General features: G+C 26.9%; 10 protein-coding genes. All 10 read right to left on the bottom strand.

Features of this window, described 5'->3' with window-relative positions; genetic code table 11:
• Positions 1-21 precede the first annotated feature (21 nt).
• Positions 22-723, bottom strand: coding sequence for a 6-phosphogluconolactonase (gene pgl, locus X275_RS03080; protein WP_052913573.1), 702 nt, complete (start codon positions 721-723; stop codon positions 22-24).
• Positions 708-2,225 carry a glucose-6-phosphate dehydrogenase gene (gene zwf / locus X275_RS03075; RefSeq protein WP_047267495.1) on the bottom strand — a complete coding sequence of 506 codons (1,518 nt, stop codon included), beginning with the start codon at positions 2,223-2,225 and terminating at the stop codon, positions 708-710. Before zwf ends, pgl begins: the two co-directional genes overlap by 16 nt.
• 4 nt (positions 2,226-2,229) lie before the next feature.
• Positions 2,230-3,207, bottom strand: coding sequence for a phosphogluconate dehydrogenase (NAD(+)-dependent, decarboxylating) (gnd, locus tag X275_RS03070; protein ID WP_084825089.1), 978 nt, complete (start codon positions 3,205-3,207; stop codon positions 2,230-2,232).
• 57 nt (positions 3,208-3,264) lie between these two features.
• The gene (locus X275_RS03065) at positions 3,265-4,560 is read right to left on the bottom strand and encodes a methyl-accepting chemotaxis protein (RefSeq protein WP_047267473.1); all 1,296 of its coding nucleotides are present in this window, start codon (positions 4,558-4,560) and stop codon (positions 3,265-3,267) included.
• On the bottom strand, positions 4,557-5,972 hold the full coding sequence (locus tag X275_RS03060; RefSeq protein WP_047267472.1) for a GGDEF domain-containing response regulator: 1,416 nt from the start codon (positions 5,970-5,972) through the stop codon (positions 4,557-4,559). Before X275_RS03060 ends, X275_RS03065 begins: the two co-directional genes overlap by 4 nt.
• Positions 5,969-6,526: a chemotaxis protein CheB gene (locus tag X275_RS03055; RefSeq protein WP_047266370.1), complete on the bottom strand. Its 558-nt coding sequence runs from the start codon at positions 6,524-6,526 to the stop codon at positions 5,969-5,971. Before X275_RS03055 ends, X275_RS03060 begins: the two co-directional genes overlap by 4 nt.
• On the bottom strand, positions 6,513-8,273 hold the full coding sequence (locus X275_RS03050; protein WP_047267471.1) for an ATP-binding response regulator: 1,761 nt from the start codon (positions 8,271-8,273) through the stop codon (positions 6,513-6,515). The genes X275_RS03055 and X275_RS03050 overlap by 14 nt, the downstream gene beginning before the upstream one ends.
• A gap of 4 nt (positions 8,274-8,277) precedes the next feature.
• Positions 8,278-9,051: a hypothetical protein gene (locus X275_RS03045; RefSeq protein WP_047267470.1), complete on the bottom strand. Its 774-nt coding sequence runs from the start codon at positions 9,049-9,051 to the stop codon at positions 8,278-8,280.
• Positions 9,021-10,097: a CheR family methyltransferase gene (locus tag X275_RS03040; RefSeq protein ID WP_047267469.1), complete on the bottom strand. Its 1,077-nt coding sequence runs from the start codon at positions 10,095-10,097 to the stop codon at positions 9,021-9,023. Before X275_RS03040 ends, X275_RS03045 begins: the two co-directional genes overlap by 31 nt.
• A 355-nt stretch (positions 10,098-10,452) precedes the next feature.
• Positions 10,453-15,177, bottom strand: coding sequence for a DNA-directed RNA polymerase subunit beta' (locus tag X275_RS03035; RefSeq protein WP_084825088.1), 4,725 nt, complete (start codon positions 15,175-15,177; stop codon positions 10,453-10,455).
• Positions 15,178-15,182: the final 5 nt, after the last annotated feature.

Here is a 15,182-nt window from a genome sequence, read left to right as displayed (position 1 = left end):
GAGGTCTTCTATTTCTTAATTTTATTTTGAAATAAAATATAATAAATTTTCTTTTGGTTTTATATACTTAGCAGGATATTCTTTTCCTTTAAAAACTTCTTTTAATACTTTTATTTTCCTATCCCCAGATAATAAAAACAACACATTTTTGCTGTTGTTTATACTTTTATAAGTGAAAGTAATTCTTGGTATATTTGGGTTTGCTTTTTCAGGAAATACATAATCAATATATTTATCGTCTGAAATCTTAATATCTGGAAATATTGACGCTATATGTCCATCTGACCCTAACCCTAATAATATTAAATCAAAAGATATATCTTTATTTTTATCCCTAAAAAATTTTTTTATACTATTTTCATACTCATCAGCGCATCTTTCAATAGGTGTAATTTCAGTTTTTATCCTATAAATGTTTTCATCAGGTATATTAATCATTGAAAGAATATTGTTATATACCATTTTATAATTACTATATTCACTATCTATATCAATATATCTTTCATCACCAAAAAATATATATACTTTATTCCAATTAATACTTTCTGAATATTGTGAAGCTAATATCTTGTATAAAATTTTTGGTGTATTTCCACCAGATAAAACAAAGGTAAAAAAATTCTGCTTTTTTATATAATAGGTATAAAAATTATATACAGTTTTAGCTGCATCAAAGCTCATATCATTTAAATTATTATACTCAAATATCATAATTTTCTCCATTTCCTCCCATCTTTTTCAATTAAATAATTTGCTTCTTCTGGCCCCCATGTTCCAGAAGGATAATAAAATAATGTAGCATTGTCTTTTTCCCAGACATCCAAAATTGGAGTGACAACCTTCCATGACTCTTCCATCACATCACTTCTAACATATAATGTTTGATCTCCAAGCAGGGCATCTATTATTAATCTTTCGTATGCATCCTGTTTTTCATATTCAAAAAAATTTTTATATTTAAATTCCATATTTAATGTATTAATACATATTTTAGAGCCAGGCTGTTTAGCTTGGATTACAAGTGAAAACCCTTCATCCGGCTGAATTCTTAGTATTAACGCATTTGGTTCTATTTTTATCGGATAAAAATCAGAAAATATGGAATGAGGTACATCTTTAAAAATAATTGCTACTTCCGTAATTTTCTTTTTTAACCTTTTTCCTGTCCTCAGGTAAAATGGAACACCACTCCAGCGCCAGTTATCTATATACAATTTTGCAGCGATAAATGTCTCAGTTTTAGATTCTTTTTTTATATCTTCAATATATGATTTTTTCACTTCATTATTTATTTTTCCTTCTATATATTGCCCTCTGATTATAAAATTATTTAATTTTTCTTTTGGAAATGGCCTTATGGATTTCAAAACCTTTATTTTTTCATCATGTACCATATCTGCACTCAAAGATGCAGGGGGTTCCATTGTGATAAGCGTTAATAACTGTAATATATGATTTTGAAACATATCTCTTAATAAACCTGTTTGGTCAAAATATCCTGCTCTATTTTCAACACCAATTTGCTCAGCAACGGTAATCTGAATATTATCTATATATTTATAATTCCATAATGGTTCAAAGATAATATTTGCAAATCTCAACATCATTATATTTTGAACCGTTTCTTTTCCAAGATAATGATCAATTCTATATATTTGTTTTTCGTTTAAATAATTATGTAATTGATAATCAAGTTTCTTAGATGACTCAAGATTATGTCCAAATGGTTTTTCAATTATTATACGGGAATATTTTTCTTGTGTTTCTACTGTGAGTTTGTTTTCTCCCAAATAATTAATGATAGGCATATATATATTAGGTGGCGTTGCAAAATAAAACAGATGATTTCCTGTTGTATTATGCTTTTTATCCAATTCTAAAAGTTTCGATCTTAAATCTTTATACATTTTATCCTGGCTATAATTACCGGATAAAAAATAGGTGTGTAATATAAATTTTTCTATAATATTTTTATCTGATTTTAAATTGTTTAATCTTTTTAAAATTTTATCCCTAAATTCCTCATCTGTTAACTTACTTCTTCCAACTCCTAATAAATAAAAGTTTTTTAATTTCCTTTTTTTGAAAAGATTAAAAATTGATGGTATTAACTTTCTAAATGTCAGATCTCCAGAAGCGCCAAAAATTATAATGCCAGCAGGTTCAGGAGTTGGATCTTCACATATTTCAACATATGATTCTATTTTATTTTCTATAAAACTCATAATATCACCTTCTAAATTTTTCATCAGGATTAGCAGCTTTTACTTCTCCTGCACCGGCAACAGATTTCTTTATTTCTTCATTTTTTTTATAAACTGCATGACCACCAAATTCTCTTCTGAGCGCAGCTACAACTTTATCAGAAAAAACATCCTTTTGCCTTGATTGAAATCTTTTAAATAATGAATTTGATATAACAGGGATTGAAACTCCCTTTTCCACAGCTTCTAAAACTGTCCACCTTGCCTCACCAGAATCTTCAACATATCCCTGTATTTCTGATAAACTATTATCTTCTTTAAATGCATTCTCTAATAACTCTAATAACCACGATCTTATCACACTTCCCTGATTCCACAAATGGGCTATATCATGTAAGTTTAAATTTTCTCCATATTCTGAGGCTTTTAACAATTCAAATCCTTCACCATAAGCTTCCATTAATCCATATTCAACACCATTATGAACCATTTTCACAAAGTGTCCAGCACCTGTTGGCCCACAATACAAATATCCTTCTTCTGGTGACAAAGTTTTTAAAATAGGTTCGATATATTCAAAAATTTCTTTTTCTCCACCTATCATAGTACAATATCCTTCTTTAAGCCCCCATATTCCTCCGGATACTCCAGCATCTATATAATGTATTCCATATTCTTTTAATTTTTTTTCTCTTTTCAAGTCATCTTTATAATATGTATTGGCACCATCAATAATAATATCATTCTTTGATAATAATGGAATTAAAGCTTTAATATTCTCATCTGTAACCTTTCCTGCTGGTAACATTAACCATATTATTCTTGGATTTTCAAGTTTGTTGACAAATTCTTTTAATGAATATGAACCTATCGCCCCTTCATTTTTCATTTCATCTACTTTTTCTTTTGTTCTGTTATATACGACAACTTCATGTCCACCCTCCAATAATCTTTTTGCCATATTTTTCCCCATTCTTCCTAATCCTATAATCCCTATTTTCATAAAATCACCTCTCCCAGAAAATATTTATAATATAACCCGGGATATCCCCGGGTTATATTATTTTTCGAATTTTTTTGCAATTTCAAGCAATTTATCCATGCTATTTTTTATTTCAATAAGAGCTTCTGACATTTGATTTATTCCAGATAAAACTTCATTCATAGAAATTTTTGTTGAGTGTGAAAAATTCGATAAAGATTGAACAGTATACTCAAAGTCTCGTACTATTTCCGAAACAGAATCAAGAGATTTCTCAATTTTGTTCAATTCTTTAGACGTTTTTTCAGATAAAAGAACGTTTGTGGTAATATTTTTTTCTATCTCTTTTAAAATTTTTTCTGAATTTTTTGATGTTTCTCTTGATTCTGAAGCTAATTCATTTATTAATTCTGCGATTTTAGAAATACCTTCACGATCAAGATTTTCTTTACTGGTTTCAATGGAAGAATTTATTGATAGAATAGAAACAGTATCTGAAATATCCTTTATTTTATCATTAAGATCTGATAGTTTATTTATAAAATTAGATATCTCTAAAGTTTTTTCATTCATATTTTGAATATCATCAAAAAATTCCTTCATATTTGATAAGGTCAAATCCAATTCGCTTCTTCCTTCCTCTATAGAGGAAGAAAAATTTTGTATTAATTCATCCAATTTTTGAACGTTTTTTTGTGTATTTTGGGCAACAGCACCTATTTCACTAGAAGCAGAACTATTTTCCGCTATATAAGAAGATACATTTGTTGAAAATTCTTTTATAGTACCAATTTGTTTTTTAAATTCCTTTTCAATTAATTTTCCTATTACATATGAGATAAAAAACAAAAATACCATCATAATTACCAATAGAATAATAGAAAATGTTTTAACTTTGTTAATATCATAAAAAAGTTGTTTTTCTGTTATAGCGTTTGCAAGATAATATGTTGAATTATTAAATTCAAACGATGAAAACGCCACAAATCTTTTTTCATTTTCATAAACATATGTGTATATCCCGTTTTTATTTTCTTTTATATATTTATATAATTCTGGAAGTTTAGCATCTTCAACTGCGTTTATTCCTATTTTACTTAGATTTGTATGATATATAACATTTCCATTTTCATCTAAAATATAATAATATCCATTTTTTTCATCTATAAATTTTTTAGAAAAAAAATCAGACTCTAAAGAACCCATTGATTTTGAAAGAAGCTCAGAAAATTTAATAACATTATTTTCATATGATTTCATAATAAAATCAACTGTAAGGTTTTTATAATATTCGTAAACAATAAAAAAGAAAGAGATAAAAGATAATCCAAACACTAATGTAATTATAAGTGAATATTTTAAATTAACCCTCATAACAAATCCTCCTTACTAATTATTCTATTTTTCCCCAGTTTTTTTGCCATATACATTAATTCATCAGCTTTATTAATAATATAGGTAACATTTCTTTTTTTATAGTCACAAAACACTCCCGCACTAAAAGTTATTTTCTTATTTATTCCTAACTTTTCCCAATTATATTCAGATACTTTTTTTAAAAGTCTTTCCAATACTTTTTTAGCTTTAATACATTCAGTTTCAGGTAATAAAATCAAAAACTCTTCCCCTCCAAATCTCCCTATAAAATCATTTTCTCTCAATTCATCCTGCATTATTTGAGATAATTTTATCAAGACTTTATCTCCTGTGATATGTCCAAATTCATCATTTATTTGTTTAAATCCATCAATATCAAGAATTGCAACTGAAAGACCATACTTTTTTCTTTTGAATAATATAATTAATTCTCTTAATTTTTCTGTAATTTTTCGTTTATTATATAATCCTGTAAGACTATCCCTCTCAGAGGATACTTTATAATCCATATAATTATTTAATGCTTTAAATAAGGTAGTTAGTGGTTCTAACATAAAATTCATATAATATGCTATGGTGTTTTTATTTTCAAAATTGCTAAAAGATATTACCCCAAGATCGGTATTTCCGCTTTTTAGGTTAAAAAATATAGAATTTTCTAATAATATTGTTTCATTTTTACCTTTATCACAAAAATCTCCTTTAAAAATCCATTCTGAAGGTGTGGTAGGATTTAACAGTTTTTCATATAATAATTTTTTAATTTTTTTACACTGAAATTTCTTATTGTTAGAAAAAGCATAGACTCTTCCAATAACATGAGACAATATCATTATATTTAAATTTTCAAATTTAAAAAATTCTTTAAGCAAATCCTTTAATTTAATCATAATATATTCTTCATCGTATATGTTACTTATAAGATCAAGTATTGAAGATTTTATAATTTCTATTTTCAATGTTTCTTCTAATATATCAACTAATTCACTAAAAGGATTTTTTCTAAACTTATAAAATTCTCTGCTCCATTCAATTGTAAATTTATTACTTTCTAAAAATTTGACTATACTTTCCAATATATTTTCTGGTGATTTATCTTTTTTTATAAATAAATCAGCTCCACTTTTTTTAGCCCAAAATTCATTTATTGAATCTTCAGCACCCGTTAATATTATTATCCCCACCCTTGAAAAAGCATCATAACTTCGTATAAATCTACAAAAATGAATACCATTCATTTGAGGCATAATATAATCTGAAATCACAACATCAGGAAGTATTTTAAAAAAGAGGTTAATTCCTTCAAAACCATTTTCTGCAACAGAAACATCATATCCCATTTTAGTTAAATTGTCCTTGAGATATTCTCTCCAAGATTTACTATCGTCTATAACTAATATCTTTCTCATATAAAATCGCCTCTATTCAAATCAATTAAAATCCTATTTAATTCTTTTATACTTCTTTCAAAATATTTTGTTAAGCTTTGAATTGCTCTTTCTGTCATATATGGAAATTGAGCATCGTTTTGAATATAAATTTTTGCTTTGCTATTTTCAATTTTTTTTAGTCCTTTTACCCCATCATTTCCTAACCCACCTAATAAAAATATATATGTATTTTTATCAATATATGGATATAATGAATCAAATAATTTATTTATCGATGGAGACACTGGACCGGTATTTTTAATAACTGAAACTACCCTTTTGGAAGAAAAAATTATATCTTTGCCTCCTTCGGGAATATAAATTCCACTTTTTAATTCTGTAAAACCTTTAACAATATTAACTTTCTGCTTTGAAATATTTTCAAGATAATCTTTAAAATTAGATGTTTGATTATCAAGATTATGCATTGCTAATATAATAGGATATTTCAATTTTTCTTCAAATGAAAAAAGCGTCTTTAATGCAGCTGGCCCCCCAGCAGATGCACCTATTATAACTTTAATTGTTATCATCCCCCAAAAATTTTTTTAATAATATTATAATTTTTTCTATTTTATCTCCTTTTAAAACATAAGCATTTGCACCAGAACTTAAACCTTTTTTAATTTCTTCTGGATCTGATTTAGTGCTTAAAATAATAACTGGTATATCTGGATTTTTTTCCTTTATAAATTTTACAACTTCATACCCACTTATATCAGGCAACTCAACATCAACTATGGCGGCATCATAATCCTTCTTATCAAGTGCTTCTTTACCACAAGATGATTCAATAATGTCATATCCTGAACTTTTTATAAGTTTTGAAATAACATATCTGGAAACTATTGAATCATCTAATATCAACACTCTTTTCTTTTTTCTTCCTTTTATGTTGTTATTTTTAGGGATATTTTTTATAGATATTATAGGAATTGGATATGTAAATATACTTTTTGCAAATCCCAAAAATCTTTTATCTTCAGATGGAACTATACGCGTTTCAAAATATCCCTTTATTTCATCATAAATTACGGCTACATTATTTTTGCATATAACACAAAAATTTATATTATTTTTTCCAAAATCAATTATTTCAAAAAGCTGATTGTTATAATTTATTTTATTATCAATAACTTCCGGTTTATTAATTAATTTAATAATGTCATCTGAACTAATTGAGAATATATTGTTATCTCGATTTAAAACCAAAACTTTTTTTGAAGTGGCTTTGGCTTTAAATTTAACAATAAATTTTGTTCCTTTTCCTTTTTCTGTTTCAACTTTTACATCGCCACCCTTAAATTCTGCAAAGGCTTTAACTGCATCCAATCCAACTCCTCTACCAGAAGATTGATCAACTTTCTCTTTAATAGAAAAACCCGGATAAAAAATTACATCAAGAGGGTTCACAGAATCATATCCCAATTGTTTAGCTTTATTTTTTATTGCTTCAATGTTTAAACCGTATCCATCATCGGAAACCTCAAGATATATCATATTATTCTTTATATAACTTTTTATTTTTAAATTTCCTTTTTCATCTTTACCAACTTTTTTTCTGTATTCTGGGTTTTCAATCCCATGAGCAATACTATTTTTTACAATATGAATCAAAATATTTTTTATTAGATTAGCATCTTCTTTTTCAATTTTTATATTCTCTACATCAATAATAAAATTAACCTTCTTATTATTAAAAATTGCTTCTTGAAATATTAAGTTTTCAAAACTTTTTATAATATCCTTTAATAATACAAATTGTTCGTTTTCTATTGTTTTTTGTAATTGAATTCTTAAATTTTTTATATTTTTAAGAGCAGAATTTACTCTATTATTCAAAATATCGTTTTCTGCTTTCAATAAAATACTATAAAACTTTTCCATTTCTTCAATTGATATATTTTCTTGATTTAAATAAGCCATTGTTCCTTCTATTAATTCTTCATTTAATAATATATTTTTATAATAAGATATTTCCTTTTCCGTTAAATCGCTTCTTTTATTCATTAATTCATTTGATATTTTTATAACTCTAGCCACAAATTTTTCATCTAAAACATCATTTAATTTTTCTTTGAAAGCAGACTCAAGCTCATGCATAAATTTACCAAAATTATGCATTCCTACTAACCCTGCAGACCCTTTTAAAGTATGATAAATTCTATGTAATTCTTTTATTATCAAAGGGTTTCTTGTCTCAAGATATTCCTTTAATAAATTGATTGCTTTATTCAAATTTTCATTCATTTCATCTAAAAATATATTCAAAAATTCCATATTTTCACTCCAAAATAGGTAAAATTAAATTATTTGATTTAAAAAATTGTTTCTCTGTATCTTCTATTACTTTTCCATAAATTTGATTTATTCTTTTAAATAAATATCCTTTATCTTTTATCAATAATATCCAATTACCTTTATCATCAATTTCTTTAACAGGATAAACTTGATTTTTATATTCTATAAATCCTATATAATCATCAAATCTAAAATAACAAAAATTATTTTTATTTATTATAGTTATAACATCTTCATTCCTTATAACAAATTTATTGTCTATTAAAAAATAAATGGTTTTTTCCTGTTTTATTTTTTTCTTTTCTTTTTTTTCCTTTACGATTATACGATTAGGCATCTTTTTTTTTATATTTTCCATATTAAATATAAATATTGTACTATCTTCATATGTTATATATCCTGTGTATATATTTAATTCTGGATATAACTCAAACATCTTATCATTGAATTTTTCAAAGTTTTCAATCTTTATTTTGTTCAGAACGGATGTAACACCGAATGCATATGTGTCGTAAATTAGAAAATAATTCAAATAAAATTCCATATCCAGCGGAATTGTAACTACTGGATACAAGTAATTATTATATTTTGCATATCCCAAAAAATTACTGTTTAAATTTTTCTTTATATATTCATTTGATATTCCTTTTATATTATCTTCCAAAGCAATGTAAAATTTATCTTTGTCTTTAGTTTCTAACTCACATATATAAAATTCCATATCATTCACCCATCTATTATCTTTTTTATATTCCATAATTCTTCATCATTCGGATTTAAAAATAATGCTTTTTCAATAGTGTTTTTTGCATTGAGATTAAGTTCTATTTCCAATATAACTTTATACTTAAATATTAAAGGATCAATAGATTCTTCTGATATATTTGATATTAATTGATATGCATACATATATTCTTTTTTATTTATTAAATCTTTAATTATTTCAATATAATTTTCTTTATCTATATTCTCAGTAAATTCCTTTGAATTATTTTTATAAAGCCTTTCTTTATAAAACCTTTCTTTATTATTCTTTTTTAAAAGTTTTTTTCCCTTTTTTTCATAATAATCAAGAAAATTTTTTTTATTATCTGCTAAATTTTTATCTGTCTTTTTCATCCATACAGTAAAATTTTTATTATAAAAAATTTTATATAATTCCATCATTTCTGGATAAAATTCTCCATTACCCAAAATGAGAATTCCTTCATTATCCAAAATTTCATATATTCTATTTAATATATATTTTATTTTTTCATTTGAAAAATATATTAAAACACGTCTTATAGTTATTATGTCATATTTCTCTTTCGTTGAATTTAAATATTCTAAAATATTCTCCTTTTTAAATTCAACATTTTTTTTGAATTCTGGTTTTACATAATAAATTTCTTTTTCTTTATTAAAAAATTTTATTTTATCTTTTTCATTCATAAATCTAACACTCCAAAATTTATAAATACCTTGCCTTGCCTCGGCAATTCTTTTTTTTGAAGCGTCTATCCCTATAATTTGATATTTTTTCCCTTTTTCATTTAATATAAAAGAAAAATTATATACTTCTTCTCCTCTCGAACATCCAAGGCTTAAAATTTTCCAGAATTCTTTTTTTTCAAAATACCCTTTTAAAAAGTTCCACAACTCTTTATCTCTAAAAAAAAACGATTCTCCTATTGTATATTTTTCCAATATTTTATCCTCTGAGAGGCTTGTTTTATCATAATCTATTTTCTCAACTATATCCTTTTTTTTATATTCAAGACCATACTTAGCTAAAACTTGTTTTATATATCTATCTTTCATAACCTTCCCCCTGAATATACATATTTATATATTTTTAGAATGTCTAAAAAGCCAAATTCACTCAGACAGCTTGATTGCTAATCCTTAAAATTATTCATTCTCAGCCGTCGCTCAAACAATACATCCTGTATTGTTTCGCTCAAAATTACATCCATGTAATTTTGGCGGCTTACATTCATAATTTTAAGGGCAATCTTCGAGTCTTCATTTCATTTGAAACTTTTTAGACGATCTATATATTTAATTATACCAGATTTTTAATTTTAATTTAATCATCGCTAAAATATACATTTTTATAGTTGAAATCAAAAAAATAATAACCCCCTTCAAGGGGGTTATTTATATATATATTTATTTATGATGCAGCACTTTCCTGCGTATCTTCTGTTGGATATGTAGGTAATTCAAATATCGATATTTCTGATTCTAAGAAAGCTTTTAATCCTGTTCCAGCTGGTATTGGCTGACCAACAATAACATTTTCTTTTAATCCTAATAGATAATCTTCTTTTCCTTCTAAAGCCGCTTCTGTTAATACCTGAACTGTTTGTTGGAATGATGCTGCTCCCAGCCATCCTTCTCTTTCAAGTGATGATTTTGTAATTCTCAATAATTTTCTTTCATATCTTGCTGGCTCTTTTGGATTGATTAAGTATACTTTCTTTTCTCCAACCAATTTAATTTCCCCATCTTCAGTTTCAAGCAATTGTGGTTCTGTTTTAAATACTTCAATTTCTTTTATTCCCATATCTACAATTTTGTCTAGTAATTCTTCTGTTATTTCATCTCCAACATCACCAATTATTTCATTTCCTTCATCTATTTTCACAGAAATCTTTTCTGATAATTTTTTACCCAATACTTCCTGTCTATTTTCTTCAATCTTTTTATTTTCTTCATAAATTTTTCTATTTATTCTTTCTACTGATTTGATATTTACAAGATCTTTCGGCATAAATTCTGTATCTCCAGCATATGTTATTTCAACTTTATTGAACATTTGTTTTATAATTATTTCAAAATGTTTGTCATGAATTTCAACACCTTGTTCAGCATAAATCTTTTTAATTTCTTTTAATAAGTAATCAAAGGTTACTTCAGCGCCAAGTTCTTCTAGTAATCTTCTTGGTTTTATATTACCTGATGTCAATCTATATCCTGGTTCAACCTTATCGCCAACGGATACAGTAGGTTTAACCTTTGGATCTGCTATATATGTATATAATTCGCCTTTAAAGTCTTCAACGATAAATATTAATCTTCCTTTTTCATCCCTGTCAATTTTTCTAACTATACCCTTTACTGTTGAAAATTCTGCTTCTGGACCTTTTAAATTCTTTCTTGCTTCAAATAATTCTTCTGCTCTTGGAAGACCCTGAGTAATATCCCCTGCGGTAGCAATACCGCCTGTATGGAAAGTTCTCATAGTTAATTGTGTTCCAGGTTCTCCAATTGATTGTGCTGCAATTATACCTACTGATTCTCCAATGTTTACTATTTTATGATTTGATAAATCCATACCATAACATTTCGCACATACACCATGTTCAGCTTCACAGGTTAATATTGATCTTACATATATTGAAGGTCTAACTTCAATTTTTTCAACATTATATCTCTCTAATTTCTTTGCAGTATCTGTATCAATTTTTTCTTGATAATTTGCAAGTGTTATTAATTTTCCATTTTCATCTTCAACTTTTAAATTTTCTCCGACAAATACGAAGTTCACAGCTTTATATTCTTTTATATTTACAGCTTTCACATTATGTTGCTTTAAAGATATAATAACATCTTTATCTATCTCTGTTCCTTTTGAGAATAATAATTCTCCATCAATCAATATGTCTTCATTCAATACGTTATATAAATACATATTTATATTATCTAAATTTATGTTATCTTTTATCTCTACAACAGGTATATTTGTCTTATATGTTGCTAAAAATTCTGCATCTTCTTCATCAAGCATTACGTCTTTTACATATTTCTTACCTGTTGTTGGATTAATTATGATTTCATCTGTTTTTGGATCAAGAACATCTGATGCCAAAACTCTACCGAATAAATAGTCAGCTAATTTTTCTATTCTTAAACCATCTGCTATTAATTCTCTTGCTTCAATTCCTTTTTCTGTACCGCAATCTGGTTCTGTTACTGTAATAGATTGAGCAACATCTACAAGTCTTCGAGTTAAGTATCCAGCTGTTGATGTTCTTAGAGCTGTATCAGCAGAACCCTTTCTGGCACCATGTGTTGATATAAAGAATTCCAATTCAGATAAACCATTTCTAAAGTTTGACTTAATTGGTAACTCAATAACCTTACCTGATGGATCTGCCATAAGTCCTCTCATACCAGCAAGTTGTTTTAATTGGTCTATATTACCCCTTGCCCCAGAGTCAACCATCATCCATACAGGATTAAATGGATATTTCTTGAATTCCTTACTTGTAACTTCTGTAACTGCTGCTATAGTCTTTTCCCACACTCTAACAACTTCTTTATATCTTTGCTCATCTGTTAAATATCCTTCTTCATAATATTTTTCTATTTCCATAACAGTTTCTTCTGATTTCTTTATTATTTCTATTCTTTCTTTAGGTTCAACAATATCTCTAACAGATATAGTTAATCCCGATATTGTTGCATAATGAAATCCTAAAAATTTGATATCGTCTAATAGATCAGCTGTTCTATCTATTCCATGATATTTGAATGTGTCGAATATTAGATTTTTTATTTCTTTCTTTTTGTATATTTTATTGAAATCTGGATTAAATCTTCCTATTTTTTCTGGGAGTATTTCTTTAAATATTAATCTTCCCACTGTAGTTTTTATTAGTTTATCATTATAATATAATCCAATAGGTTCATGAAGTATTAATGTTGGTTTTGACCATTTTAATTCATTATTTTCAACAATTATTTCATGTTTTGTTATTTTTTCATATTCATGAACATAAAATGCTTGAAATTCATCAGCAAAAATATATTTTATGGTATTTTTATTTGATACTTCTTTTGGAGTTGAAGGAATCTTCTTTGAATCAAAATACTTTTTATCAACTGTTGTTAAATAATATACTCCTGCTATCATGTCTTTACCAGGCATTGATATTGGCTTTCCATTTGCTGGAGATATTATGTTATATCTTGATAACATCAAGAATTTTGCTTCTGCCTGAGCTATATTGGATAATGGAACATGCACAGCCATCTGGTCTCCATCAAAGTCTGCATTAAATGGAGGACATACCAGTGGATGTAATTGTATTGAATTACCTTCAATTAATTTTGGAATAAATGCTTGAATTGATATTCTATGCAGCGTTGGGGCCCTGTTTAACATTACAGGATGCCCTTTTATAACCTCTTCAAGCATTTCCCATGCTTCTGGCATTTCTTTTTCTATAATTGTTTTCTTTAATTTTCTGGCATTTTTACTTGATGCATTTGAATCTTTTAATAATTTATTCAATACAAATGGTTTAAATAATTCCATTGCCATTTTTTTCGGAAGACCACATTCATGAATTTTAAGTTCTGGACCAACTACAATAACAGCCCTTCCAGAATAATCGACACGTTTTCCAAGAAGATTTCTTCTAAATCTTCCCTTTTTACCTTTAATCAAATCTGTTAATGATCTTAATGGCCTTCCACTTCTATCTGTCATAGCCTTTCCAACGCGACCGTTATATATTAACGAATCCACAGCCTGCTGTAAGATTCTTTTTTCATTTCTTATAATAATTTCCGGAGCTTCAATTTCAAATAATTTTTGAAGTCTGTTATTTCTGTTGATTACCCTTCTATATAAATCATTTAAATCTGTTGCTGCAAATCTTCCACCATCTATCTGAATTAATGGTCTGATATCTGGAGGAACAACAGGCAATGCTTCAATAATCATCCATTCTGGTTTATTCCCTGATTTCAGAAAATCCTTTACTACTTTTAACCTCTTAATTAGCTTTAATGCTTTAGCACTTTTTTTATCTAATTTGGCTAATTCTGCCTCTAATTGTATTTTCAAAGAATGCAAATCTATAGTTCTTAATAATTTTTTTATTGCTTCTCCACCATAATCAGCAATAATTTTATCATCATATAATTCTTTATATGCTTCATATTCTTCCTGTAATAATGTATTTCCAACACCTTTTCCTATTTCTTTTTCAATTTCAGGATCTATTTCTGTAATAACCAATATTGGCGTATCTCTTTCTATATCTCTTTCAATCTCTATTGATGATGGATAGAATTGTTCAAAAATTAAATATTCACTTGCAGTTAATATTTCTTCCTCGTATAAAAATGTGTCAGCAAGCTGTGTTCCTTCTTCTATTTCATCACCATCTTCTACAAATAACGTAGAACCTTCAAAAATAGGCCATTTTTCTTCTACGCCATTTTCATCTTTAATTTTTATCCAGGTTACTTCATGTTTTGCCTGCGTCATTTCTGTTTCTATACTTACAACACCACTTCTTCTGGCAATAGGTTTTTCTTTAATATGAAGCACTTTAACAGCCTGTTCAACTTCAAAATTCATTTTTTCTTTAAATATTTCATATTCTGTATTATGGAGCATATCTCCATAATCAAACATATCAGAATCTTTTGGATCTGTTATTAACCAGATTTTTTCTACAACCCTTTTTGAACCATAATATATGATGTTTTCAAGTTCTTTTACAGATATATTCAAAAGTATGGATAAAATAGAAGGTGATGATTTTAAGAACCATATATGTACTACAGGAGCTGCTAATTCAATATGCCCCATTTTTCTTCTTCTTGACTCTTTTGATTCTACTTTTACTCCACATCTTTCACATACTGTTCCTTCATATTTTTTTCCTTTGTATCTTCCACAGGTACATTCATAATCCTTTACAGGACCAAAAATTTTTTCACAGAAAAGACCGTCTCTTTCTGGTTTAAATGTTCTGTGATTAATAGTTTCCGGTTTTTTTACTTCTCCACTTGACCATTCTCTAATTCTTTCTGGAGAAGCAATTCCCACTTTAATCTTTGCAATTTTCCTTTTAAATGATGATGTCATTTTACCCATGCTTT

Origin of the sequence: Marinitoga sp. 1197, assembly GCF_001021165.1 — a bacterium.
Classification (GTDB): Bacteria; Thermotogota; Thermotogae; order Petrotogales; family Petrotogaceae; genus Marinitoga.
This window is presented reverse-complemented; position numbering and strand designations above follow the sequence as displayed.

Bases quoted from the DNA above. Each gene is read 5' to 3' on its own strand.
- pgl (WP_052913573.1), bottom strand. From the start codon at position 723: ATGGAGAAAATTATGATATTTGAGTATAATAATTTAAATGATATGAGC.
- zwf (WP_047267495.1), bottom strand. From the start codon at position 2,225: ATGAGTTTTATAGAAAATAAAATAGAATCATATGTTGAAATATGTGAA.
- gnd (WP_084825089.1), bottom strand. From the start codon at position 3,207: ATGAAAATAGGGATTATAGGATTAGGAAGAATGGGGAAAAATATGGCA.
- X275_RS03065 (WP_047267473.1), bottom strand. From the start codon at position 4,560: ATGAGGGTTAATTTAAAATATTCACTTATAATTACATTAGTGTTTGGA.
- X275_RS03060 (WP_047267472.1), bottom strand. From the start codon at position 5,972: ATGAGAAAGATATTAGTTATAGACGATAGTAAATCTTGGAGAGAATAT.
- X275_RS03055 (WP_047266370.1), bottom strand. From the start codon at position 6,526: ATGATAACAATTAAAGTTATAATAGGTGCATCTGCTGGGGGGCCAGCT.
- X275_RS03050 (WP_047267471.1), bottom strand. From the start codon at position 8,273: ATGGAATTTTTGAATATATTTTTAGATGAAATGAATGAAAATTTGAAT.
- X275_RS03045 (WP_047267470.1), bottom strand. From the start codon at position 9,051: ATGGAATATAAAAAAGATAATAGATGGGTGAATGATATGGAATTTTAT.
- X275_RS03040 (WP_047267469.1), bottom strand. From the start codon at position 10,097: ATGAAAGATAGATATATAAAACAAGTTTTAGCTAAGTATGGTCTTGAA.
- X275_RS03035 (WP_084825088.1), bottom strand. From the start codon at position 15,177: ATGGGTAAAATGACATCATCATTTAAAAGGAAAATTGCAAAGATTAAA.